The 22,690-nt window shown below is 37.8% G+C and carries 26 protein-coding genes and 1 pseudogene; 2 read left to right on the top strand and 25 right to left on the bottom strand.

The window, feature by feature from the left end:
- Positions 1-257 precede the first annotated feature (257 nt).
- The 13 genes and pseudogenes from BBROOKSOX_RS02670 to rpmE form a co-directional block, all read right to left on the bottom strand.
- Positions 258-1,199, bottom strand: coding sequence for a carbohydrate kinase family protein (locus BBROOKSOX_RS02670; protein ID WP_139659637.1), 942 nt, complete (start codon positions 1,197-1,199; stop codon positions 258-260).
- An 18-nt stretch (positions 1,200-1,217) separates the two neighbouring features.
- On the bottom strand, positions 1,218-2,141 hold the full coding sequence (gene ispH, locus BBROOKSOX_RS02665) for a 4-hydroxy-3-methylbut-2-enyl diphosphate reductase (RefSeq protein WP_139659636.1): 924 nt from the start codon (positions 2,139-2,141) through the stop codon (positions 1,218-1,220).
- Entirely contained in the window at positions 2,138-2,557 is a 420-nt protein-coding gene (locus BBROOKSOX_RS02660; protein ID WP_139659635.1) for an FKBP-type peptidyl-prolyl cis-trans isomerase, read from the bottom strand. Before BBROOKSOX_RS02660 ends, ispH begins: the two co-directional genes overlap by 4 nt.
- Entirely contained in the window at positions 2,550-3,389 is an 840-nt protein-coding gene (gene accD / locus BBROOKSOX_RS02655; RefSeq protein ID WP_139659634.1) for an acetyl-CoA carboxylase, carboxyltransferase subunit beta, read from the bottom strand. The genes BBROOKSOX_RS02660 and accD overlap by 8 nt, the downstream gene beginning before the upstream one ends.
- A 2-nt stretch (positions 3,390-3,391) precedes the next feature.
- Complete coding sequence (trpA, locus tag BBROOKSOX_RS02650; RefSeq protein ID WP_139659633.1) at positions 3,392-4,195, bottom strand: tryptophan synthase subunit alpha; 804 nt, start codon at positions 4,193-4,195, stop codon at positions 3,392-3,394.
- Positions 4,183-4,674: a hypothetical protein gene (locus BBROOKSOX_RS02645; protein ID WP_139659632.1), complete on the bottom strand. Its 492-nt coding sequence runs from the start codon at positions 4,672-4,674 to the stop codon at positions 4,183-4,185. Before BBROOKSOX_RS02645 ends, trpA begins: the two co-directional genes overlap by 13 nt.
- A complete protein-coding gene (locus BBROOKSOX_RS02640; RefSeq protein ID WP_139659631.1) occupies positions 4,667-6,043 on the bottom strand; it encodes an AAA family ATPase in 1,377 nt (458 codons plus the stop codon). Before BBROOKSOX_RS02640 ends, BBROOKSOX_RS02645 begins: the two co-directional genes overlap by 8 nt.
- A pseudogene (locus tag BBROOKSOX_RS02635) lies at positions 6,040-6,183 on the bottom strand (uroporphyrinogen decarboxylase family protein); the annotation flags it as partial. The gene BBROOKSOX_RS02640 and the pseudogene BBROOKSOX_RS02635, both read right to left, overlap by 4 nt.
- Positions 6,184-6,243: 60 nt before the next feature.
- Complete coding sequence (locus BBROOKSOX_RS02630; protein WP_139659629.1) at positions 6,244-7,632, bottom strand: SEL1-like repeat protein; 1,389 nt, start codon at positions 7,630-7,632, stop codon at positions 6,244-6,246.
- Positions 7,633-7,640: 8 nt separating this feature from the next.
- A complete protein-coding gene (locus BBROOKSOX_RS02625) occupies positions 7,641-7,820 on the bottom strand; it encodes a uroporphyrinogen decarboxylase family protein (protein WP_139659628.1) in 180 nt (59 codons plus the stop codon).
- 27 nt (positions 7,821-7,847) lie between these two features.
- Positions 7,848-8,363, bottom strand: a complete 516-nt coding sequence (locus BBROOKSOX_RS02620; protein ID WP_139659627.1) for a tetratricopeptide repeat protein — start codon at positions 8,361-8,363, stop codon at positions 7,848-7,850.
- A gap of 8 nt (positions 8,364-8,371) precedes the next feature.
- Entirely contained in the window at positions 8,372-9,409 is a 1,038-nt protein-coding gene (gene hemE, locus BBROOKSOX_RS02615; RefSeq protein ID WP_139659626.1) for a uroporphyrinogen decarboxylase, read from the bottom strand.
- Between the two features lie 108 nt (positions 9,410-9,517).
- On the bottom strand, positions 9,518-9,730 hold the full coding sequence (gene rpmE / locus BBROOKSOX_RS02610) for a 50S ribosomal protein L31 (RefSeq protein ID WP_139659625.1): 213 nt from the start codon (positions 9,728-9,730) through the stop codon (positions 9,518-9,520).
- Between the two features lie 64 nt (positions 9,731-9,794).
- Here rpmE and glmU point away from each other — a divergent pair, with 64 nt between their 5' ends.
- A complete protein-coding gene (glmU, locus tag BBROOKSOX_RS02605; RefSeq protein ID WP_180323819.1) occupies positions 9,795-11,153 on the top strand; it encodes a bifunctional UDP-N-acetylglucosamine diphosphorylase/glucosamine-1-phosphate N-acetyltransferase GlmU in 1,359 nt (452 codons plus the stop codon).
- A complete protein-coding gene (locus BBROOKSOX_RS02600; protein ID WP_139659624.1) occupies positions 11,154-12,320 on the top strand; it encodes an MFS transporter in 1,167 nt (388 codons plus the stop codon).
- Between the two features lie 6 nt (positions 12,321-12,326).
- Here the strand turns inward: BBROOKSOX_RS02600 and BBROOKSOX_RS02595 are convergent, their stop codons facing one another.
- The 12 genes from BBROOKSOX_RS02595 to BBROOKSOX_RS02540 all read right to left on the bottom strand — a co-directional run bounded on the left by BBROOKSOX_RS02595 (position 12,327) and on the right by BBROOKSOX_RS02540 (position 22,519).
- On the bottom strand, positions 12,327-13,706 hold the full coding sequence (locus BBROOKSOX_RS02595) for an ATP-binding protein (RefSeq protein ID WP_139659623.1): 1,380 nt from the start codon (positions 13,704-13,706) through the stop codon (positions 12,327-12,329).
- A 114-nt stretch (positions 13,707-13,820) separates the two neighbouring features.
- On the bottom strand, positions 13,821-15,026 hold the full coding sequence (gene trpB / locus BBROOKSOX_RS02590) for a tryptophan synthase subunit beta (protein ID WP_139659622.1): 1,206 nt from the start codon (positions 15,024-15,026) through the stop codon (positions 13,821-13,823).
- Positions 15,019-15,432: an NfeD family protein gene (locus BBROOKSOX_RS02585; RefSeq protein ID WP_139659621.1), complete on the bottom strand. Its 414-nt coding sequence runs from the start codon at positions 15,430-15,432 to the stop codon at positions 15,019-15,021. Before BBROOKSOX_RS02585 ends, trpB begins: the two co-directional genes overlap by 8 nt.
- The gene (locus tag BBROOKSOX_RS02580; protein WP_139659620.1) at positions 15,425-16,333 is read right to left on the bottom strand and encodes an SPFH domain-containing protein; all 909 of its coding nucleotides are present in this window, start codon (positions 16,331-16,333) and stop codon (positions 15,425-15,427) included. Before BBROOKSOX_RS02580 ends, BBROOKSOX_RS02585 begins: the two co-directional genes overlap by 8 nt.
- A gap of 188 nt (positions 16,334-16,521) precedes the next feature.
- Positions 16,522-17,694 carry a Fic family protein gene (locus tag BBROOKSOX_RS02575; RefSeq protein WP_139659619.1) on the bottom strand — a complete coding sequence of 391 codons (1,173 nt, stop codon included), beginning with the start codon at positions 17,692-17,694 and terminating at the stop codon, positions 16,522-16,524.
- 138 nt (positions 17,695-17,832) lie between these two features.
- Positions 17,833-18,441 carry a phosphoribosylanthranilate isomerase gene (locus BBROOKSOX_RS02570; protein ID WP_139659618.1) on the bottom strand — a complete coding sequence of 203 codons (609 nt, stop codon included), beginning with the start codon at positions 18,439-18,441 and terminating at the stop codon, positions 17,833-17,835.
- Positions 18,441-19,151, bottom strand: coding sequence for a hypothetical protein (locus BBROOKSOX_RS02565; RefSeq protein WP_139659617.1), 711 nt, complete (start codon positions 19,149-19,151; stop codon positions 18,441-18,443). Before BBROOKSOX_RS02565 ends, BBROOKSOX_RS02570 begins: the two co-directional genes overlap by 1 nt.
- A complete protein-coding gene (locus tag BBROOKSOX_RS02560; RefSeq protein ID WP_139659616.1) occupies positions 19,151-19,333 on the bottom strand; it encodes a sulfur relay protein DsrC in 183 nt (60 codons plus the stop codon). Before BBROOKSOX_RS02560 ends, BBROOKSOX_RS02565 begins: the two co-directional genes overlap by 1 nt.
- Before the next feature lie 148 nt (positions 19,334-19,481).
- On the bottom strand, positions 19,482-20,492 hold the full coding sequence (locus tag BBROOKSOX_RS02555) for an RES family NAD+ phosphorylase (protein WP_139659615.1): 1,011 nt from the start codon (positions 20,490-20,492) through the stop codon (positions 19,482-19,484).
- Complete coding sequence (locus BBROOKSOX_RS02550) at positions 20,492-21,436, bottom strand: sce7725 family protein (RefSeq protein ID WP_257607735.1); 945 nt, start codon at positions 21,434-21,436, stop codon at positions 20,492-20,494. Before BBROOKSOX_RS02550 ends, BBROOKSOX_RS02555 begins: the two co-directional genes overlap by 1 nt.
- Entirely contained in the window at positions 21,433-22,323 is an 891-nt protein-coding gene (locus tag BBROOKSOX_RS02545; protein WP_139659614.1) for a sce7726 family protein, read from the bottom strand. The genes BBROOKSOX_RS02550 and BBROOKSOX_RS02545 overlap by 4 nt, the downstream gene beginning before the upstream one ends.
- A 49-nt stretch (positions 22,324-22,372) precedes the next feature.
- Positions 22,373-22,519 (bottom strand): hypothetical protein, encoded by a 147-nt coding sequence (locus BBROOKSOX_RS02540; RefSeq protein WP_180323818.1) that lies wholly within the window; start codon positions 22,517-22,519, stop codon positions 22,373-22,375.
- Positions 22,520-22,690 lie beyond the last annotated feature (171 nt).

Genomic DNA, 22,690 nt, shown 5'->3' with positions numbered 1-22,690 from the left:
TAAATCATTCTGTGTGCAATGAGATAAGTTTGTACCTTTGGATGAATACTGATGTATTAGGATGGCTGTCTGCTATTTGTTTTCACAAGATTATTTTAGATCGCTCATTCAAGTTTTAAGTGTAACTTTTACGCTTAAAAAAAAGCAAGATATCGTAGGTATCATTAACCAGCAAAAAGTTGCACTTAGAATTTGAATTTAGGCAGCAAAATCAGGGTGCCTGATTTTGTAAAAACTCTAATACTTGGGATTGTAGCTCAAAATAAAGATTCGCCATAATTTTGTTGATACAAATGCTCTATCTCAGTTAGGTCAAATTTATGATTTTGCGTACCGAGGTGGGCGATTTTAATTGCACCTAAAAGTCCTGCAAGTTGCCCTGTGGTTTGCCAGTCCATGTCATTCATCAAGCCGTATAACAAGCCTGCGCGGTAAGCATCGCCACAGCCGGTTGGGTCTTGGGTAGATTGCGTTTTGGCTGGGGCAATGTTAATGATGTTACCTGCTGTGTGAATCTCGCTGCCTTCGCCCCCTTTGGTGATAATGAGTGCGTCTACCATTGAGGCGATGGTGGATAAATCCAAGCCTGTTTTGTCTTGTAACATTTGTGATTCATAGTCATTGACTGCTACATAGTTTGCTTGCTCAATAAAGGTGGTTAATTCTGCGCCTGAGAACATCGGCATGCCCTGACCTGGGTCAAAAATGAAAGGAATATTGCTATCTGCAAATTGCTGGGCGTGCTGAATCATACCGTCGCGTCCATCGGGTGAGACGATGCCAATATCAGTCACAGAAACATCGTTAACCTTATTTTGGTGTGACTCACTCATTGCCCCAGGGTGAAAGGCGGTAATTTGGTTGTCGTCCATATCGGTGGTGATAAAGGCTTGACCTGTGTAAGTGCCTTCAATGACTTTTATATGCGTGGTATTCATATGATGAGAGTCCATCCAGTTTCTATAAGGAGCAAAATCGTCGCCTACGGTTGCCATTGGCACTGAGTTTGCACCTAGTAAATGTAGATTGTAAGCGATATTACCACCACACCCGCCAAACTCTTTGCGCATTGTGGGCACTAAGAATGAGACATTCAGCATATGTACTTTGTCGGGCAAGATATGGTTTTTAAATTGGTCGTGAAAAACCATAATAGAATCAAAGGCGTAAGAGCCACAAATGAGTGCTGTTTTTGACATTGTTATTTCTCCTTATTTTTATCTTAGTTGTTTTGGTATTGGAAAGTGTGTGTTTTCTTTTACGCCACCTACTTCAATCACTTCGTTTGCACCGTGGTCGCGTAAATAATCAATAACTTCTTGCACTAATATTTCCGGTGCTGATGCACCTGCTGTTACACCGATAGTGTTAGCGCCTGTTAGCCAACTTGGTTGAATTTCGTTTGCACCATCAATCAAATAAGCGTTTTTTTGCATTTTTTCGGCAATCTCTCTCAAGCGATTTGAGTTGCTAGAGTTGCTAGAGCCTAATACCAACAACACATCAGAATCTTGCATGAGTGTTTTAACGGCGTCTTGTCGGTTCTGTGTGGCATAACAAATATCCGCTTTTTGCGGGGCTTCAATCTCAGGGAATTTATGCTTTAGTGCATCGACAATTTGCTGAGTATCATCAATAGACAGGGTGGTTTGTGTTGTATAAGAAAGCTGCTCGCTGTCTAAATTTAACTTATCCACATCTGCAACGGTTTCAATCAACGCAACACTTGAACTTTGGTTTGATTGCCCAAGCGTGCCTTCTACTTCAGGGTGTCCTTCGTGCCCAATTAAGATGACTTGATGGTTTTGTTTTTGTTTGTGCATCACTTCTTTATGGACCTTGGTTACCAGTGGGCAGGTGGCATCATAAATAATGCCGCCGAGTTCATTGGCTTGTTTGCGCACTGCCTTTGATACACCATGCGCACTAAAAATTACCACTTTGCCTGTTGGCACTTCATCAATTTCTTCAACAAAAATTGCGCCTTTGGTTTTAAGTCCATCTACTACAAACTTATTGTGCACGACTTCGTGACGCACATAAATAGGCGCACCATGTAATTCTAATGCCCGCTCAACGATTTCAATGGCGCGTTCAACCCCTGCGCAAAAGCCTCGTGGATTGGCAAGTAGCACTTTCATTGAGGGCTTTTAGATTTTTCAAGTATTTCTACTTGGAATGAGACATCGCAACCTGCTAAAGGGTGATTAAAATTCACGGTAATATCATCGCCATCAATTTTATCAATACAGCCTACATAGGAATCGCCGGTGGGTGTTTTAAATTCAACGCCATTATTAAGCTCAATGCCTAACTCCTTAGGGAACTCAGCGCGATTCATCACTTGAATGGCGGTGCCATCAGCCTGACCAAAAGCCTCATCAGCACTTAACAAGAAGGTTTGCAGTTTGCCCACTTTTGCTTCTTTAATGCAAGATTCCAGGCAAGGGTCAAGTTGCCCGTCGCCAATTTCAAATTCAAAAGGGGTGTCAAGCGAGGCATCAACCAATTCACCACTTGCGTGCGTGAGTTTGTATAAAATTTTGTATTTAGCCATGTAGCGCTTGTAGTAGTTGGTGCACTTTGTCGCGTAAATCCCTGCGATGTACAATCATATCAATGGCGCCTTTTTCAAGCAAAAATTCACTGCGTTGAAAACCTGGTGGCAACTCCTCTCGCACGGTTTGCTCCACGACTCTGGGTCCAGCAAAACCAATCAGTGCATTTGGCTCGGCAATGTGAATATCGCCTAGCATAGCAAAACTGGCAGAAACACCGCCCATGGTTGGGTCGGTTAAAATTGAGATAAATGGAATTTTTTTGTTGCTTAGTAATTTGAGTGCCAGTGATGTTTTGCTCATTTGCATGAGTGAAAACAAGCCTTCTTGCATACGCGCACCGCCAGATGCTGAAAAACAAACCAGCGGCACATCAGTATCCATACTGAGTTGTGCTGCGCGGACAAATTTTTCGCCTACGACTGACCCCATTGAGCCACCCATAAATTTAAAATCAAAGGCAGCCACAACAACACTCATCCCGTGTAGCGTGCCACTTTTTACCACTAAAGCGTCTTTTTCATTGGTGGTTTTTTGCGCTTGAATAATGCGTTCTTTATATTTCTTTTGGTCTTTAAACTTTAAAGGGTCAACGGCAACTAAATTAGGTGCAATTTCTGTTTGACCTTCTTCATCCAAAAAACTATCGAGTCTGATGCGTGCAGAGAGTCGCATATGGTGGTCGCACTTTGGACAAACATAATTTAAACCCCTTAATTCCTCTGCATACAGTGTAGCTTCACATTTAGGGCACTTGCTCCACAAGCCTTCTGGAATGTTCTTTTTAACAACATTGGTAATAGAAGGTAGGATTTTTTCTAACCAGCTCATAGTTACTCCTTAATTGCTTTTGAAATCTCGTTTGCCAATGCACCAACATTAGCTAGCATTTTAGCCTTATTCTTATTATATTTCTCAACAAATGACACTAATGACGAGCCAACAATCACTGCATCTGCTAATTTAGAAACCGCCTTGGCAGTTGCTGCGTCTTTAATGCCAAAGCCAACACCAATAGGCAAGTTGATGAATTGGCGGATTCTACGCATATTTGTATTCACGGCGTCAATATCTAGGTGCCCAGCACCAGTTACGCCCTTGAGTGAGACAAAATAAACAAAGCCAGAGGCGATATCGGCTAAAGCCGCTAAGCGCTCATTGGTGGTGGTCGGCGCTACTAAAAAAATAAAATCAATCTCTGCCCTATCCAAGCACACCTTTAAATCCTTTGCCTCTTCAGGTGGCATATCCACCACTAGCACGCCATCCACGCCACTTGCTTGTGCAGCGTTGGCAAAGGCTTGGTAGCCAAACACCTCAATTGGATTGAGATAGCCCATCAAAACGATTGCAGTTGTGTCGTTGGTTTGTCTGAATTTTTTTACCAAAGTTAACACATCGTGCAAACTCACCCCTGTTGCTAGTGCTCGTTCATGCGCCTTGGCAATCACAGGCCCATCTGCCATCGGGTCTGAAAACGCCACACCGAGTTCAATCACATCGGCACCATTGGCAACTAATGTTTGCATGAGTTCAAAGGTATTATCTAAGCCGCTATCACCTGCGGTAATAAATGGAATAAAGGCTTTTTGTCCTTGTTTTTTTAGGCTTTGAAAGATGTTTTTTATTCTTGACATAATCGGGTACCAAGTGTTGATAATTTAGCGAAAATTTCATTGGTTCTGCAAATCTGATAAGGTCTATCTTTAAATTCTTTGGGTAAATATTTATCCATTAAGTTGGTCTCAGTATCATTTTTCCAGACTAAATAATTTGTAATGGGTATTAAATCAGGCTTTATCTCTGCCATCAAAGTTATAGAATGTTTGAATTTTTTAATCATATTGTCAAAAATACCACTTAACTCTTCTTGAGTAGGTCTTCTTTCAAAATTCTCAAGTATTTTTGATTGTAAATCTTTCATTTCAATCAAAATTAAACCGTTCTCAATTATTTCGACATAATCAACTCTGCACTGATCGGCGTAATTTTCCGTTAAACTTGCTACAAGCCCATCGTCATCGTCAAATTTAATCGCACTACATTCCGCATTTTCTTCCACGCCTCTATTTGGTGCTTGTTTTATTTGCTTGCAAAATTTCTTGAAGTTATCCATCGTTTTCAGAATTGTATAATTCACTCAAAAACAAACCCTCATAAGCATTCATCAATTCATTTCTTGATTTTATTAAATTCTCAGTAATGTCGTTGGAATCAAATTCAAGCAAGCCACCTTCCTTTGTAAAATGATTAACCGCAATAAAATTGCCGTCTTTTCCTTTGGTATGAACTTCTAACGCCTTTATCATGTCCAAGCTGTGCGTTGCCATCACTACATTAACGCCACTTTCTGCCAATTTGATTAAGATTTTGGTTAATAAGACTTGCCAAGCGGGGTGTAAGCTGGTCTCTGGCTCATCGAAAAAGACGAACGAGCCTTCACTTATTACATTGTTTTTTAACAATGCCTGAATCATGCCTAAATTTGTCATACCAAAAGAAATTAAGTTTTTATCAACACTTCTGCCAGAATCATCAACAAAGGACAGGCGACCACTTTCAAAAATAAACTTGCCACCAATTTCTGTTTTTAATTCAGTTGCCAATTTTGAAATAATTTCTAATGGTGGGTTGGTTGATTTGGTGTTTAAGGTTTCATCTAAATCATAGAAATATTTTGATACACCTGTTAGATCCCCTATTTCCCTTACTTCTTTGGATTCGTTTAAAGCATCTCTAACGCTCCAATAAGCAGGAGATTCAAAGAATACAACTCTTGAAAGACTGGATATATCGTTAATAAAATCAGACTTTAAACTAAAATCAATAATATTTTTTGTATCAAAAGATAGGTTAAGTCCATCGGTAGATAGATTAGTTTCTTCTTCATCAAAAGAAACCAGTTCTGATATGTTGGCTATTTGGAAATTTTCTTGTAATTCTTTTTTTAAAGTCTCGTCTAATAGCTCAACATACCTTTCTTTTCCTTTTGTTAAATTAAGGATTAAAGGGTTTAAATGTTGTCTTAAAATATCAGCAAAATAACTCACAGATTTAAATTTTTGTTTTTTTTCTAATTTATCTAAGTAACCTATAAATTTATTAAAGTTTTCAATCTGTGTATTGGTTGTAGTGGAACAGGCATGAATATAAGCACCTATAGGGTAATCTTTCCTATCCATTAATAGAGAGTGAAGTTCGTTAAGGGTTGCTTTTAATAATTGGATATTTTTTTTATCTTCTTCGCCTTTGCGCGTTAAAGATTGATCAAAAGCATCAATGATAGCACCACTCACTTGAATATTATTAGTAGCGTCAATATAAAGCAAATTTTTATTAACAATACTAAAAACGGAATACAGCGTTTTGGTAAAAAAACTCTTACCTGTGCCATTTTCACCCGTCAGTACAGTTAGAGGGCGAACTTTTACTGTGCCACCTTTAAATCTACCTAAATTTTTAACTTTAATATCTAATATGTTCATAACACCTGCCTCTTACTAAATGTATGTACGCAATCTACCAATATTTTCATATTCTTAGGGTCAACATCTGGGGTCATGTCGTGCCCTAAATTAAAAACAGGGTTTGTATCACCTTTAAATTGACGCATTACTTTTTGTCCTTGTTTTCTAAGACATTAAATATTTTGGCTGGTCTGCTCATTTTTTTGTTTTTTAGTTGTTTAATGCTTCCATAACTCAAAGGTATTCCATGTTTTTTTAGCCTTTGAGTCGCCACCTTCGTAAGCCTTTTTAATCCAGTATTTTGCTTTAGACAGATCTTTTAACACGCCTTTGCCATTAGCATACATAACCCCAAGAATAGACTGAGCTTCTGCATACCCCTGATCAGCTGCTTTTTGATACCAATACACGGCTTGCTTATAATCTTTTAACACGCCTTTGCCAATAGTATACGCAATCCCAAGATTGGATTGTGCTTTTGCATATCCCTGATCAGCTGATTTTTGACACCAATACACAGCTTGCTTATAATCTTTTAATACGCCTTTGCCATTGACATACATAAACCCAAGATTGTATTGCGCCTCTGCAAGTCCTTGATCAGCTGCTTTTTGATACCAATACACAGCTTGCTTATCATCTTTTAACACCCCTTTGCCATTCGCATACATAACCCCAAGAATAGACTGAGCTTCTGCATACCCCTGATCGGCTGCTTTTTGATACCAATACACGGCTTGTTTATCATCTTTTAACACGCCTTTGCCAAAAGCATACTTAACCCCAAGATTAAATTGTGTTTGTGCCTGCCCCTGATCAGCTGCTTTTTGATACCAATATACGGCTTGCTTATCATCTTTTAACACGCCTTTACCAAAAGCATACGCAATCCCAAGATTGGATTGTGCTTTTGCATACCCCTGATCAGCTGCTTTTTGATACCAATACACGGCTTGTTTATAATCTTTTAACACGCCTTTGCCAAAAGCATACATAGTCCCAAGATTAGATTGTGCTTTTGCATCCCCCTGATCGGCTGCTTTTTGATACCAATACACAGCTTGTTTATAATCTTTTAACACGCCTTTGCCAAAAGTATACTTAACCCCAAGATTAAATTGTGCTTTTGCATCCCCCTGATCAGCTGCTTTTTGATACCAATACGCGGATTGCTTATCGTCTTTTAACACCCCTTTGCCAAAATCATACATAGCCCCAAGATTGGATTGTGCTTTTGCATATCCTTGCTCAGCTGCTTTTTGATACCAAGACGCAGCTTGCTTAGCGTCTTTTAACACCCCTTTGCCAAAATCATACATATTCCCAAGATTATATTGTGCACCTGCATTTTCTTGCTCAGCTGCTTTTTGATACCAAGACGCAGCTTGCTTAGCGTCTTTTAACACCCCTTTGCCATTAGCATACATAGTCCCAAGATTATTTTGCGCATCTGCATTTCCTTGTTTGGCTAAGGGTTGCCATTCTTCAAATGCAGCATCGTAGTCTTGTTTGTCATAAGCATTGAGCCCATCTTGAAAATCCGCCAAGGCGTAATTGCTAATAAGCAGTGTTAGGCTGACAATTGCAATGTTAATTAGATTTTTCATGTTTTCTCCTATTGGCTGGATCTAAAATTATGTAGCGCTTCCACTAAAACAGCTATATTTGCAGGGTTAACATCTGGGGCGATGTGGTGCCCTAAATTAAAAATAGGGTTTGTATCATCCTTAAATTGACGCCTTACTTTTTGCCCTTGTTTTTTTAAGACATTAAATATTTTGGCTAGGCTGCTCATTTTTTTGTTTTTAGTTGTTTAAGGCTTTCACAGCTCAAAAGCACCCAACGCTTCTTTAGCCCTTGCATTGCCACCTTCGTAAGCCTTTTTAATCCAGTATTTGGCTTTGGACAGATCTTGTAACGCCCCTTCGCCGTTGGCATACATAACCCCAAGATTGTATTGTGCACCTGCATACCCTTGCTCAGCTGCCTTTTTATACCAATATACGGCTTGCTTAGCGTCTTTTGACACCCCTTTACCGTTAGTGTACATAACCCCAAGATTATATTGTGCGCCTGTATTTTCTTGCGCAGCTGCTTTTTGATACCAATACACGGCTTGCTTAGCGTCTTTTGATGTCCCTTTGCCATTGGCATACATCGCTCCAAGATTATTTTGCGCATCTGCATTTCCTTGTTTGGCTAAGGGTTGCCACTCTTTAAATGCGGCAGTATAGTCTTGTTTGTTATAAGCGTCTAATCCATCTTGAAAATTTGCCAAGGCGTAATTGCTAATAAGCAGTGCTAGGCTGACAATTGCAGTGTTGATTAGATTTTTCATATTTTCTCCTATTGGTTGGATCTAAAATTATGTACCGCTTCCACTAAAACCGCCATATTTTCAGGGTCAACATCTGGGGTGATACCGTGCCCTAAATTAAAAATATGACCTGTATCGCCCTTAAATTGACGCATTACTTTTTGTACCTCTTTTTCAATTACCTCGGGCGATGCGTATAAAACAGCGGGGTCAAGGTTACCCTGAATGGCAACCCTATCGCCAATTTGGTTTTGCACATCACCCAACTCCACTGTCCAGTCGATGCCAATACCATCACAGAGCGTATCGGCAATATAAGTGAGGTATTTGCCACCGTTTTTGCTAAACAATGTGATGGGGATATTGGGATGCTTGGCTTTGACACCCTTTACAATTTTTGCCATAGTGTCCAGTGAAAAATCCAGGTAATTTTGCTTAGATAGCACACCGCCCCAAGTGTCAAAAATCATCACGCTATCAGCACCTGATAAAATTTGTTGGTTAAGATAGGCAATGACGCTATGGGTTAATTTGTCTAACAGTAAATGTAGGGCTTTTGGTTCATTAAACAGCATCTTTTTGGTGTTGGCAAAGGTTTTGCTGCTGCCGCCTTCAATCATATAGGTTGCTAGCGTCCATGGGCTGCCACTAAAACCAATCAAGGGCACACGGTTGTTGAGGGCTTTTTTAATGGTTGAAACACCATCAAAAACATAAGTTAAATCGTTATTGAGGTCGGTTGGTAATTGCTCAATAGTTTGCAAATTTTGAATCGGGTTTTTAAATTTCGGACCTTCGCCTTCCGAAAAATACAAGCCTAGTCCCATGGCATCAGGAATGGTCAAAATATCAGAGAATAAAATGGCCGCATCTAAATCAAATCTATCAATGGGCTGCAGGGTAACTTCACAAGCCAGCTGTGGATTTTTGCACAAACTCATAAAATCCCCCGCCTTTTTGCGGGTGGCACGATACTCTGGTAAGTAGCGCCCTGCTTGACGCATTACCCAAATTGGCGTGCGGGTTGTGGGCTTTTTTAATAGGGCGTTAATGTAGTCAAATGACATAGTCTTAAGTCAGTAAATTGTGAATGGGTAATTATAGCGATTTTGCTAGGTAGTCGGGCATAAAAAAAGCCACAAACTGTGGCTTTTTAATCAGGTGAGTGGCTTTGTTTAGCGCTTAAACGAGCCATAACGAGATTTAAACTTCTCAACGCGACCTGCGCTATCCATAATTTTTTGCTTACCTGTGTAGAAAGGGTGGCAGCTTGAGCACACATCTAAGTGCAATTCTTCTTTGCCAATCGTTGAGCGTGACTCAAAAGTGTTGCCGCATGAACATACTACTTTTACAGTGTCATAATTAGGGTGGATGTCTGTTTTCATGTTGTTATTTATCTAAATCTCTAAAGGGAGAGCATTATATACCATTGTTGAGTAAAATACAATTATGAATAACATTAACACCATCATTCTTGCTGCCGGCAAAGGCACGCGCATGAATTCTACCAAACCAAAGGTCTTACAAGTCCTATCAGACAAGACTTTACTTGAGCATGTACTGATGCAGGCACAGGCACTTTGCTCACAAGTGTTCGTCGTGGTTGGTTTTGGCGCTGAGCAAGTGCGTCAAGCCTTTGATGATGATTCAATCAGCTGGGTAGAGCAGAGCGAACAACTGGGCACGGGTCATGCAGTTCAGCAGGTTATGCCGTATATCAATGACGATTCAATTTCTTTGGTGTTGTATGGTGATGTGCCACTTATCCGCCAATCAACTTTAGAAAACCTAATCGTTCAAGCACAAAAAAGTGGTGTGGCACTCCTTTCGGTGATGCTTGATAATCCAACAGGTTATGGGCGTATTATGCGTAAGGATAATCAAATTCAGGCGATTGTTGAGCAAAAAGATGCGAATGCTGAGCAACTTACGATTTGTGAAGTAAATACAGGCATTATGGCGCTTGACAGTGGTTTATTGAAAACTTATCTGGGCAATTTAGATGCAAACAATGCACAAGGCGAGCTTTATTTGACCGATATTATTGCAATGGCGGTGAAAGATGGCAAAACAATTGCCTCGGTCATTGCAGAAAATGACAGTGAGGTGGCGGGTGTGAATGATAAAGTGCAATTGGCAGAATTAGAAAGAGTCTTGCAGCAAAATCAAGCACATCAATTTATGCAACAGGGCTTAATGCTAAAAGACCCTGCGCGTTTTGATTGCCGAGGAACGCTTAATTTTGGGCACGATTGTGAAGTTGATGTTAATGTGGTGATTGAGGGCGATGTTTCGCTTGGGAATAATACGACAATTGCACCGAATTGTATAATAAAAAACGCTAAAATTGGCAATAATGTAGTTATCTTTCCTAATTCAGTTATTGAAGATGCCGTTATTGGCAATGGGGCATCTATCGGGCCATTTGCACGCATTCGCCCTGACACTAATATTGGTGAAAGCGCCAAGATTGGCAACTTTGTTGAGGTAAAAAAATCCACCATCGGCAAGGATTCAAAAATCTCTCACCTAAGTTATGTGGGCGATACCGTGATGGGTGCAGGGGTTAATATAGGTGCAGGTGTGATTACTTGTAATTATGACGGGGTTAATAAACACCAAACGCAGATTGGCGATGGTGCTTTTATCGGATCAGATACGCAACTTATTGCACCAGTAACGATCGGTAAAAATGCCACCATCGGTGCAGGCTCAACTATCACTAAAGATGTGCCAGATGGTCAACTCAGCCTAAGTCGCGCTAAGCAGGCTGTACTCAAAAACTGGCACAAACCTGTTAAAACATAAATGTACGCACTGCCTCGTAATGTTTGGTTGTTGACAATCAGCTTATCGTTGTTTATGTCACTAAGTATTTTTATCGTTTTTATTGGCGGCATTATCGGGCAATCTTTGTCGCCTTATGACGGCTTGTCTACTCTGCCAGTGGCAATGCTGGTGATAGGTACGGCTAGTAGTATTTTTCCTGTTGTTTATGTGATGTCTAAAATCGGCAGGAAGCGCACTTTTTTAGGGGTTTGTGTGTATACAATTGTCATCATTGTGCTTGCTATTATCGCTTTGCAAGCGCAGTCCTTTTATTTATTTTGCTTGTCCACTTTCTTATTTGGTATTACTATGGCAACTATGTACCAATTTAGATTTGCCGCCATTGAAAGTGTGAATAAAAACCTCAGTGCAACAGCAACCTCGGCAGTGCTGACTGGTGGTTTGGTTTCTGCTTTTCTAGGACCAGAGCTGGCAACATTGGGAAAAGACTGGTTTAATACGCCTTTTGTTGGTTCGTTTGTGTTGCTCAGCGGTTGTTTTGTATTGGCATTCTTGTTGTTGTGGTTTTATCAATCACAGCACATTCCTGAAAACAAGCGAAAGTCATCGGGCAGAAGTTTAAAAATAATTACCAAACAATCTGTGTTTATCGTTGCCATGTCTAGTGCCTTGGTGGGCTATGTCATTATGAGTTATATTATGACTGCCACCCCAATGAGTATGCATATTATTGACGGTTTTTCTTTGATGCAAACTAAATTTGTCATTCAATCCCATGTGATTGCTATGTTTCTGCCTTCTTTATTTATCCCAATGATTGTTAAATTATTTGGACTGAGTAAAATGATGATTGTCGGCATTGTGCTATATTTAGTCTGTATCGTTATTGGTTATAACCACAGTTTAAGTCATTATTGGGTGGCACTGATTTTATTGGGACTTGGTTGGAATTTTTTATTTATCGGCACCACCAGTTTATTGACACGCGCTTATAATGATGCTGAAAAATTTAAAGTGCAATCCATCAACGATTTTCTGATTTTTGTCACGCAAGCCATCGCCTCATTGTCCGCAGGTTGGTTTGTGTTTAATTTTGGCTGGGAAGTTGTGCTACTGTCAACCATTCCATTGTTATTGTTGCAATTATTGCTGTTGTTATGGTGGCTAAGGAAAAAATCCCATTAAAATTTATCAGTGCTTAAGAATATTTTTACCCAGTTTGTAAGCATATAAAGCACTCGGTAAAAACTCAATGAGTGTATCGTTGATAATACGCTCTTGAGAGATTGTTTTGGTTGTTACCGTGTTGTTTAAAATTTTATTTTGTTTGATATATTGAATAAAACTCTTTAGTTTTCTAGCATCTTTTACAACCAAATCAGACCATTTAATCTCCACGCACTCGTTGTTTAATGTGTTGACAATATCAACTTCTCCATCGCTCCATCGTGCGTAATGTAGCCTATTATCAATATGAAGCCATTGGCTAAATATTGCAGTCTCTACTAGTGATCCCATTGCCTCATCACCTTCTTCGATTGTGCCAAACAAGGCTGCTCGCATTGATGGATTGGTTAAATACACTTTAAATCTAGTGGCGCGTTTAAATGTTTTTGCGTTGATATCAACACGGTGAACTGTTTTGATTAAAAATGCCGCCTCTAAATAAGTTAAATACTTTTTAATGGTGCTTTTGGAAACGCCTGATGATTGTGAAAGTGACTCTAGGCTTATTTCGTTGCCAGTGTTATAAGCGATTGTTGTAAAAAGGGCGTTTAATTCTTGCACATCGGCAATGCCGTAAATACTGGGCAAATCTCGGAGTAAGACTTTATCAATAATATCGCTTTTAATATATCTGGCACTGTCTTTTTGTGCGGTAATAGAGAGCACAGCCTCTGGGTAGCCACCATAATTTAGATAATTTATAAATTCAGCGTTTAATGCTTCAATATCTATAACACTAAAGATTTCTCCATCTGTAGTAATGAGCGTATCTTCTTTTTTAATAAAAGCCAAATATTCTGAGAAAGTCAAAGGTGGCAATAAAAAATCTGTAAATCGCCCTGCACCCGATTCTTTGCTTTTAAGTTTCAATGCTGCCGCTGCAGAACCAGTGGCAATAAATTGATAAGTAGAATAAGAATCCACCAAAGATTTTAGATGAATTTCCCATTTTGGTAAATATTGAATTTCATCAAAAATGATAAACAGTTTCTCTTGACGACTGTGCTGGTGTATGTCTTGAAACATATTGACTATTTTTTCTAGCGCCATACCAGTGTATAGTGGCGTTTCCAAAGAAATATATAAAACATTATATGGGCTAATGCCCTCTGTTAATAAGGCATCTATTGCTTGAAATGCCATCACAGTTTTACCCACTCGCCTTGGACCCATTAATACAATAGCTCGATTAATGTCTTGTTGCACTAACTTATAAAATGAGGAAAAATAAGCACGCTTAGGAAAATCTTGATAGCATTTATCGATATACCCATTGTTTTTCCACCAAGGATTGTCAAAGAATAAGCGTTTTTCTATTTCTTTTTTTGAGATTGTTTTTAGCATAATTAAGAGTAATAATTTAACTCTAATTATACATAAAATTAAACTAAGGTTAAATACTTAATTCTATTTATTAATGAACTAAAAATAAGGGTAAATATTTACTCTTATTTTAAATTAAAATTCAATGCCTTCGATTTCAGCGACAGTGTGTATATCTTTATCGCCACGACCTGAAAGATTGATAATTATATTTTTATTTTTGCTCATTTCTTGTGCAAGTTTTATGCCATAAGCTACAGCATGGGAAGATTCCAATGCCGGCAAAATACCCTCAACTTTGGTAAGCATATGGAAAGCATCAAGTGCTTCTTTGTCAGTAATTGCCACATATTGTGCACGACCCGAGTCTTTTAGGTAAGCGTGTTCTGGCCCAACACCAGGATAATCCAGACCTGCTGAGATTGAATGCCCTTCAATGATTTGACCATTTTCATCTTCCATTAAGTAGGTGCGATTGCCGTGCAATACGCCAACACTACCTGCACAAAGCGGCGCAGCATGTGCAGTTGGTCCTTTTTCTATGCCGTGCCCCGCTGCCTCAACGCCATAAATATCAACCGACTTATCATCAATAAATGCATGGAATAAACCAATTGCATTTGAGCCACCACCGACACAAGCAATAAGTGCATCAGGTAAACCACCAACTTGCTCGGCAAATTGCGTTTTTGCTTCTTTGCCAATCACGCTTTGGAAATCACGCACCATCATCGGGTAAGGGTGTGGGCCTGCGACCGTGCCAATAATATAAAAGGTGTTATCAATATTAGTTACCCAATCACGCATTGCCTCATTAAGTGAATCTTTTAATGTTTTTGAGCCCGAAGTAACGGGAACAACCGTCGCACCCAAAAGTTTCATGCGGTATACATTTAGTGCTTGACGAGCCACATCCACTGCACCCATATAAACCACACATTCTAAACCTAAGCGAGCCGCAACTGTTGCCGTTGCCACGCCATGCTGACCAGCACCTGTCTCGGCAATGATGCGGGTTTTACCCATGCGTTTTGCTAAAAGCGCCTGACCAATGGCGTTATTAATCTTGTGTGCACCAGTGTGATTAAGGTCTTCACGCTTGAGATAAATCTGCGCACCACCTAATTTTTCGCTGAGATTTTGTGCGTGATACAGGGGTGTGGTGCGACCAACATAATGTTTTAAGTCATCTTCAAATTCAGCCAAAAAGCTAGCATCAGTCTTGTACTTTTCATAAGCTTCTTTGAGTTCAGTGACTGCTGTCATTAAAGTTTCTGCAATAAAAACACCACCATATTGTTCAAAATGCCCTTTGTCATCTGGCAAATTGTAGTTATTCATTTTTTATCCATGCGTTGTTTTTATCTATTTTTATGACTTCCACTTCAGTCCCATCTAAGGCAGAAATATCACAGTCAACAACTTTAAAATAACTACCCTGATAGTTCAACATATTATTTTTTATAATGCCTTTTCCGTGTTGTTTAATAAAATCATTTGAAAAATTTTGACTTTTATTGACAAAACTTTTTAACGGCTTGTAAAAAGCTAGAAATAAAACAACAGCAATGACAACAACCAAAGAAAGTTGTACCCAGATTGAAGGTAAAGGGAAAAAAAACTCAATAATGGCAACAACAAGAAAAGCAATGCCAAACCAAATAATAAAAAATGAATAAAGAATAACCTCTAAAAAGGTAAAGAAAATACCCAGTGAAAATAGCAGGGTTACCGACAAACTATCCATTGTCCTTTTTTAAGAGGTCTTTTAAAATACTTAAACTGCCAATGAGTTCCGTAGCTTCATACGGTACTATAATTTTGTCTTTTGAGTTGCTAGATGCCAACAAACCAAATGCTTTAATTCTATCTTTTGCAAGTAAAAATTCAGCCGAGTCTTGGTTTTTGGCAATCGCTTCGTTAATGATAGTGATTGCCTTTTTTTGCCCTTCGGCAACTTTTTCTTGTTCATATTTTTTTGCATCTGCCATTCTTTCAATAGCCTCTGCTTTCAAGAACTCACCTTGTCTAATAGCCTCCGCCTTACGAATAACAGCCTCTTTCTCTGCCATTGCGTTTAATTCTATTGAGCGTTTTTCACGCTCAGCTTTCATTTGCAGATTCATCGCTTGTTCAATATCCTGTGGTACAGATATATCGCTAATCTCAACTCGAGTGACTAACAGCCCCCAATTACTAGCAGCATCCGCTAACTCCGATTGTAATTTAGCGTTTAACCTCTCCCTATTGCTTAGCGTTTCATCAAGCAACATTGAGCCAATTTCGCTTCGAATAGTCGTCATTGATAGAGATGCTATTGCTTTTTGGAAGCTAACCACATTATAAACGGATTCTTTTGCGCTTTGCACCTTGCAAAAAACCAAACCATCAACAGTGATATTAACATTGTCTTTGGTAATAACTGACTGACTTGGAATATCAATAATACGCTCTTGAATGCTAATTTTTTTGCGTATTGAGTCTAAAAACGGAATAATTATATGCAGACCTGCGCTAAGTTCACGGCTAAATTTTCCCAGCCTTTCTATCACATAAACATCACTTTGTGAAACAATCGTAATTGTTTTTGCGATAAGTAGTGCACCAACACCAATTAGAGTTATCGCAAATATTGCAAGATCATTCATTTGTTTGCCTCCTTAATTTAAAAAATAATAGTCTAACAGAAATCGCTTAATTTTATCAATATCTTTTATACCTTTTGCACTTTCCACACTATTTGGAGGCATCCACTGCATAAAGATTAATTTGTTTAATGACATCGGTAAACGACACACCGCCATATTGTTCATAACGACCCTTGTCATCGGGTAAATTATATTTTTTTGTCATCATTTTGTATTGGGAACGGTTTGTTTAATAGAGATAGATATGGTTGGAAAGCAAACAACCTATTGCGTTTATTGTTAGTTAATTCTTTTAAAACTCCAATTTCAACAAGGTCATCAACAATGTATTTAGCTGTTGTTGGTGATACACATAACTTTTCTTTTACTTGGTTTACTTGAATAAAGGGCGTTTTAAACAACTCGTCAAACAGTCTTAAGTTGTTGCTAGACCGATTGCCTGATTCATCGTGTATTTTTTTAGTTAGATTGTTTTTCATATCTAAAATTGCCATTAAAGTCTCAATACCATGCTTGGCAGTTTGTTCTACACCCCTTAAAAAAAACATAATCCAATCAGAAAAATCATTTTTTAGTCTGGCATTCATTAGTTTTTTATAATAATCGTCTTTATTGGCTTCAAAAAATGCAGACATATAAAATAAAGGTTTTGATAGTAAGCCTTTGCTAACAAGATAAAGCGGTATTAAGATTCTGCCAATTCTACCATTGCCATCCAAAAAAGGGTGGATAGTCTCAAATTGGTAATGAATAATAGCAATTTTAATAATGTCAGGTACAGAGTTTCGTGTATGTAAAAATTGTTCTAAGTCCGACATTAGTTCATACAGAAAATGTTGGTGGGGTGGAATAAAGTCGGCATTGTTAATGCTTGTGCCACCTATCCAATTTTGTGAAGTACGAAACTCACCCGGACTTTTGTTTTTGCCACGACCAGAAGACAATAAAGTTTTATGCATTTGTTTAATTAAACGCATACTAATAGGCAACTTATCTAACTTTTTAATTGACTCATTTAGTGTATCTATATATAACCGAACTTCAAGCCAATCATCTTTTTGTTCTACATTGATATCATTTTCTGCTTTAAATACATCGTCTAATTCTGTTTGTGTGCCTTCAATTTTGCTTGACAGTGTCGCTTCGTTATTAATAAAACTCATGATAAATAAGTCAATATCTGGCACCATTCTTGCCATTGCGTTGAGCTCACCTAGTAGTCTTGTTGATTTTTCTAACTGAACTTGTAAATCACCACTATCAATCTCAAAACTATGGTCAATAGGCTCAGGTAAAAAGTATTGATAATCATAAGCATGAATAGACTGAAATTTACCCGCTTGAAATTGAGATATTTTCATGACACATTCCTAATAAGTTTTATATTTTACTTTTTTACCATAAAGTGAAATAAGAAAACCCATATTTTACTTTTTTGCCATAAAGTGAAATAAGAAAACCCATATTTTACTTTTTTGCCATAAAGTGAAATAAGATAATTATTTGGTATTGGCAATAAATTGTTTTATTTTGTCAATATCTTTGACGCCTTTTGCACTTTCCACGCCGCTGGAGACATCTAACGCATAAGGATTAATTTGTTGAACAGCCTCAGCAACGGTATCTGAATTTAAACCACCTGCCAAGATAATCGGTAGGTCAAGGGCTACTTTTGCCAGGCTCCAATCAAATGCCTCACCCGTGCCACCATAGGTGTTTTTATTAAAAGCATCTAACAACAAGCCACAAGACAGGTGATAATCATCCGCCATTTTGACAAGGTCGGTGTCTTGATGAACGCGCAAAGCCTTAATAAATGGCATGGAGTATTGTCTACACTCTATAGGCGCCTCATCGCCGTGGAATTGCAAAGTATCAAGTGGCACTTCACACAACACTTCGTCAATAAAGCTGGAATCTGCATTCACAAACAAACCCACGCGATTGATAAACGGTGGCAATGCATTGACAATCTCCAAGGCAGTCTCTACCTCAACATGGCGTGGTGATTTGTCATAAAACACTAAGCCGACAGCGTCTATACCGAGAAGAGAGGCCTCCCGTGCATTATCGGCTTGGGTAAAGCCACAAATTTTAATTTTTGGCATTAAGTTTCATTGTCTAATTTTTTCTTAATTTTGTCTCTATCAATCCACCATTTATCATCAACCAACTGGTCAACTGCGCCTGAGAGTTTTTTTAAGAACACTTCTGGCTCATCCAACTTCAGTGTTTTGCGCCATAAATCAAAAGTTGACTGGTCTGTTATGTGCGAATGCTTGTCTGCAACGCTCGCTAACATTTGCGAAGTAAAAAAAGTCAACTCATCATCCGCGCCACAGCGCACTGAGGTAATATAATGTGCCGCAGCTGCAGCTACTGCTCGTGTGTCCGCCTCTTCGGGAGATTCTTCCACCAAATGCTGCAACATCGCTACCGTAATCTCTGGGTCAATTGGAAATGTCACACCTAACCACAGCGCATGTCCGAGTGCCACTAAGGCATCAGGACCTTCGGATAAAAACATCACATCACATGCCTCAACCGCCAACTCCCACAATTCATCTTCCTGTGCAAGATTAAAGGCAGTAAATGCCTTTTCCCAAGCATCTGCACCCTTGTAGCGCTCAACTTGAATGCGACCAATCTCTAATAGACTTTTAATTCTTTCGTCGGTTGGCGCGCCTTCACTTAGTCCAGCCAGTTGGCTTTCAAAATATTCTAGGCGTGCTTGCAACTGCTTTTCGTTAGCATAAACATCTTCCCCATCATCGCCATCAAAAATATCTTGGTCTTTGTTTAAATATTTAAAACTCATCAGTAAAAAGCCGCCTCCAAACGGTCCTCCCAATTCTCAGGTGTATCGCCATAATCAGGTTTTACATCCATACGAAAAAATCGTTCATTGCCTGAATTGGCAATATTTTTAATAATCGGCACCAAATCCTCAAATGATTCTAGTTCGGTATGTGCAATCATTACCTCGCTTAGTAGTAGCATAGTTCTTATTTGTGTTAAAAAGTGTTATTTTACCGAACATTAGAGACAACATCTTTGCACTCAGTTTTCACTTAGAACGCTTATTTTTTGAGAGTTGTTGTCTATATTGGCAATAGGAGAATGAAGGTTTAAACTTATTTTATTGTTTTTATTCTATTTTGAAATCTACTGCTTTAACTATTTTCAATGAGACTGCTTGACAGTTGATTTGATCATCATTAAATATTACTAAATTTCTTCCATTCTTATATAAAGAGCTATTGAAACGAATACCATCAGCTGTAGTATTGAACTTAATAAACTCACAAATAAACTGTGTTGAAATATATTCAAGCTTACTGTCATAACGCCTCATTGGTTTTGACAAGTCATCACTAATGACATTTCTCAATAACTGGGATTCAATGATCTGATCAATATTTGTATCGGGCTGATATAATAAGTCTTGTTCAGAAAAATCAACAATTTCTATTTTTCTATCACTTTTTGCTTTAAATACGCCTATGCTTAATTCGTCTAAATAAGAGGCACGAACCTCATATACCACTGTTTTTTCATTTTCACTTAAGTACAAAAAAGGAATGCCGGAAGGGTTTGCTCGTCCACTTGTTGTATACTGAGATTCTGGAGCCATCATTTCTTCTGGCTTATAAGCCTCGGAACCACTTTTATGGTGAACACGGGCACGGTATAGTTCTGTATTGCTATCCAATTGATATGACAAGTTAAATGAGTTTTCCAATTTTAGACACTTTAAAGTTTTTGGATCTGGAAAAAACCTTCTGGATTGCCTTAACTCATCTTTTAATTTGTTCCAACAAGTTGTATTTTCTCGAATACTATCAACATAATCAACTTTATCAGTCAAACTAATATCTGTTTTAATGAGTTTTACAACTTCTTTTAAGATAGTATCAGCAGATTGGGGGGATGAGAAAAAATTCCAATCTTCTTGAATTTTTTCACGCAACAATATTCCTGTTTCCGAGACTTGGAAATTGCCTAGTAATGTTTCAAAAAAATCAAGCAGTTCGTCTAACTCTAAAGAATTTTCATTGGTGCTACTGCATATCTCGCACTGTTGTTCTTGCCCAGAAGAATTAATATATTCTATAAGTTCTGATTCCTTATCATTAAAGCACTTTGGACAAACCAACATTAACTTTTTGAACCTAAGTACTTAGCGACAACTAAAATATGGTTCTTTATGGCTATTTTTTTATTTACTCCAAGCCCTGGATAGTGATGTTTATTAAATATATCTGTTAGTTCTCTAATAGCCAAGTTATTTAAACCTTCTGATTTGCAGAAACCCACCGCTTTTTTAGCGGCTTCTGCAAATTTACCTTGAACATTAGCTTGCGAATCATTAGTTGTAGAGGTGAAGTGGCGTATCCATATTTGTTCATTTTCTTTTAAGTAAGTCAGGTGTATAACAACTGCTCTAGGCATACTACCGGTTTCGTTGTATTCACTAGGTATGATTGTATAATCTGAAAAACCATTAAACCCTTCATCGTTAAAATAAAGATGTTCTTCTGAAAATTTATGTGCATCAATTTCTAAATAATCACTATTCCTTTGTTCTTTTTTGAATAAATCATCTATCCGTATACAGGGTTTTTGCAGACTTTTTAAATATCTAACTAACGATCTGTTTCTATTAGTCCCATATATGCCAAATTTAGACACTTCGCCTTGCTTTGCAAGTTCTTTAAAATTAGTATCTTCATCGTCAATGTCGTCGTCACAAATTAGTAGACAATTGTTTAAATTATATTGTTGTATATTATTTTGGATTTTTGGATCATAGCGGAATGCTGGAAGATAAACTCTATCATCACCCAATTTTTTTAAGTATTCTAAATAACTAACCCCATAACCAGTCTCACCTACTTCTGGGTTGACAATTAAGTATGCAAATTGTTTGTGCTGTTTTAAAATTTTATGTGCTATATTAAGACCATTAAAAGATGTTCTTACTGGCTCAAGAATAGGAGTAACAAACTTTTGGGTCTTTTTGTTTTCTGCTAATTCACGCAATGCAATTAATTCAAATTGTCTGGCTCGTAGAATTGGATAATACATATTATTGATTGTCATAAGTTATATTCTATAGGTAGTTTTAATTGTGTTACCATTGTTTGGTATTGTGTCTTTGTCATTTTTAATGCATTACCTAATTGTTTAAATTCTTTAAAATTTTTAAACATCAGCACATCATTTGATACGACATTACGTTGTTTTATATGGTGAATAAAATACTTGTTTAATTTTTTAATAGGTATGTCCTTAATCAATTTGCTGCATAATTCGAATTGGTTAAAACTATTTATGTTTTTAGGTAACGAATAATAATGTTGTCTTACAATAGACCTATATTCTGATGTATGTAATATATTCATTATTGCATCTGGGTTTATTGTATATGTAGGCGATTGTTTTCTGCGTTTAAATTTTTTTTGGTTGGGGTTGAATGTAATAATCCCTACATCGTACCTATCATAGGTGCTTAACTTTGATTCAGGGATGATTAGGTACACTTGATTAAATATTTTTGTGTAACTTTTAATTTGAGCTTCAAGGCGTTTGCATGAGTCCATTTCTGTCTTAATTTCAAACGCAATGGATTTTCCATTAAACATGGCTAAATCTGCAATTGAATTGCCTACTTTAAATTCATTAAACCATTTTACATCAGGGTTTTTGGTATCTTCTTTTAAGGGAGGCTTGCTTAGTTCTGTATTTAAAAAAGTATTTTTGAATATATATTCGTTTTGATAATTTTCTTCTAAAACTTTATATACATGCCTTAAATAGTCAAAACAACTTTTATTTTCATCTAGCCATGTTTCGTTATAGCGAGATATTTTTGTTTTAATTAAGGAAAAATCACCATCAAGCCATTTAGCAACATTTTTTGTTGAAAAAAGAGATGAGTAGTCTCTTAATTGGTTAATATCAATAGTGGGTTCTTGGTTTAACTTCATAAGTTGCTTCAGAAATTAATATTTCAAGTTAATTAGTTGTATTATAAACCTATTTTTTAGTAGTTTTCTTCTTAGGCTTAGTTTTGGCTTTGATTTTCCCAGCAACAGCTTTTTTGCATTCTTCTAGACTTAGGTCTTTTGGTTCTTTGTCGCCAAAGACTTTTTTGATGGTGATATTCTTTTGCCCATTGCCCATTGCCCATTGCCCATTGGCTTGCCTGTGTTACGGGCAAACTCTCAAGATATGGTTGATTTATTAACGCCAATATTAAATAGTCGCCCCTTAAAAACCACTCCAAACAAACCAAAACCACCCATTTTTCCAACCATCTAAATCAACAAAACTGCTTTTTATCCAGTACCGCAA

The sequence above is a fragment of the bacterium endosymbiont of Bathymodiolus sp. 5 South genome, from assembly GCF_900128535.1.
GTDB lineage: Bacteria > Pseudomonadota > Gammaproteobacteria > PS1 > Pseudothioglobaceae > Thiodubiliella.
The sequence above is the reverse complement of the archived record's forward strand: the minus strand, read 5'-3'. Positions and strand labels throughout refer to the sequence as shown.

Bases quoted from the DNA above. Each gene is read 5' to 3' on its own strand.
- BBROOKSOX_RS02670 (WP_139659637.1), bottom strand. From the start codon at position 1,199: ATGTCAAAAACAGCACTCATTTGTGGCTCTTACGCCTTTGATTCTATT.
- ispH (WP_139659636.1), bottom strand. From the start codon at position 2,141: ATGAAAGTGCTACTTGCCAATCCACGAGGCTTTTGCGCAGGGGTTGAA.
- BBROOKSOX_RS02660 (WP_139659635.1), bottom strand. From the start codon at position 2,557: ATGGCTAAATACAAAATTTTATACAAACTCACGCACGCAAGTGGTGAA.
- accD (WP_139659634.1), bottom strand. From the start codon at position 3,389: ATGAGCTGGTTAGAAAAAATCCTACCTTCTATTACCAATGTTGTTAAA.
- trpA (WP_139659633.1), bottom strand. From the start codon at position 4,195: ATGTCAAGAATAAAAAACATCTTTCAAAGCCTAAAAAAACAAGGACAA.
- BBROOKSOX_RS02645 (WP_139659632.1), bottom strand. From the start codon at position 4,674: ATGGATAACTTCAAGAAATTTTGCAAGCAAATAAAACAAGCACCAAAT.
- BBROOKSOX_RS02640 (WP_139659631.1), bottom strand. From the start codon at position 6,043: ATGAACATATTAGATATTAAAGTTAAAAATTTAGGTAGATTTAAAGGT.
- BBROOKSOX_RS02630 (WP_139659629.1), bottom strand. From the start codon at position 7,632: ATGAAAAATCTAATTAACATTGCAATTGTCAGCCTAACACTGCTTATT.
- BBROOKSOX_RS02625 (WP_139659628.1), bottom strand. From the start codon at position 7,820: ATGAGCAGCCTAGCCAAAATATTTAATGTCTTAAAAAAACAAGGGCAA.
- BBROOKSOX_RS02620 (WP_139659627.1), bottom strand. From the start codon at position 8,363: ATGAAAAATCTAATCAACACTGCAATTGTCAGCCTAGCACTGCTTATT.
- hemE (WP_139659626.1), bottom strand. From the start codon at position 9,409: ATGTCATTTGACTACATTAACGCCCTATTAAAAAAGCCCACAACCCGC.
- rpmE (WP_139659625.1), bottom strand. From the start codon at position 9,730: ATGAAAACAGACATCCACCCTAATTATGACACTGTAAAAGTAGTATGT.
- glmU (WP_180323819.1), top strand. From the start codon at position 9,795: ATGAATAACATTAACACCATCATTCTTGCTGCCGGCAAAGGCACGCGC.
- BBROOKSOX_RS02600 (WP_139659624.1), top strand. From the start codon at position 11,154: ATGTACGCACTGCCTCGTAATGTTTGGTTGTTGACAATCAGCTTATCG.
- BBROOKSOX_RS02595 (WP_139659623.1), bottom strand. From the start codon at position 13,706: ATGCTAAAAACAATCTCAAAAAAAGAAATAGAAAAACGCTTATTCTTT.
- trpB (WP_139659622.1), bottom strand. From the start codon at position 15,026: ATGAATAACTACAATTTGCCAGATGACAAAGGGCATTTTGAACAATAT.
- BBROOKSOX_RS02585 (WP_139659621.1), bottom strand. From the start codon at position 15,432: ATGGATAGTTTGTCGGTAACCCTGCTATTTTCACTGGGTATTTTCTTT.
- BBROOKSOX_RS02580 (WP_139659620.1), bottom strand. From the start codon at position 16,333: ATGAATGATCTTGCAATATTTGCGATAACTCTAATTGGTGTTGGTGCA.
- BBROOKSOX_RS02575 (WP_139659619.1), bottom strand. From the start codon at position 17,694: ATGAAAATATCTCAATTTCAAGCGGGTAAATTTCAGTCTATTCATGCT.
- BBROOKSOX_RS02570 (WP_139659618.1), bottom strand. From the start codon at position 18,441: ATGCCAAAAATTAAAATTTGTGGCTTTACCCAAGCCGATAATGCACGG.
- BBROOKSOX_RS02565 (WP_139659617.1), bottom strand. From the start codon at position 19,151: ATGAGTTTTAAATATTTAAACAAAGACCAAGATATTTTTGATGGCGAT.
- BBROOKSOX_RS02560 (WP_139659616.1), bottom strand. From the start codon at position 19,333: ATGCTACTACTAAGCGAGGTAATGATTGCACATACCGAACTAGAATCA.
- BBROOKSOX_RS02555 (WP_139659615.1), bottom strand. From the start codon at position 20,492: ATGTTGGTTTGTCCAAAGTGCTTTAATGATAAGGAATCAGAACTTATA.
- BBROOKSOX_RS02550 (WP_257607735.1), bottom strand. From the start codon at position 21,436: ATGACAATCAATAATATGTATTATCCAATTCTACGAGCCAGACAATTT.
- BBROOKSOX_RS02545 (WP_139659614.1), bottom strand. From the start codon at position 22,323: ATGAAGTTAAACCAAGAACCCACTATTGATATTAACCAATTAAGAGAC.
- BBROOKSOX_RS02540 (WP_180323818.1), bottom strand. From the start codon at position 22,519: ATGGGCAATGGGCAAAAGAATATCACCATCAAAAAAGTCTTTGGCGAC.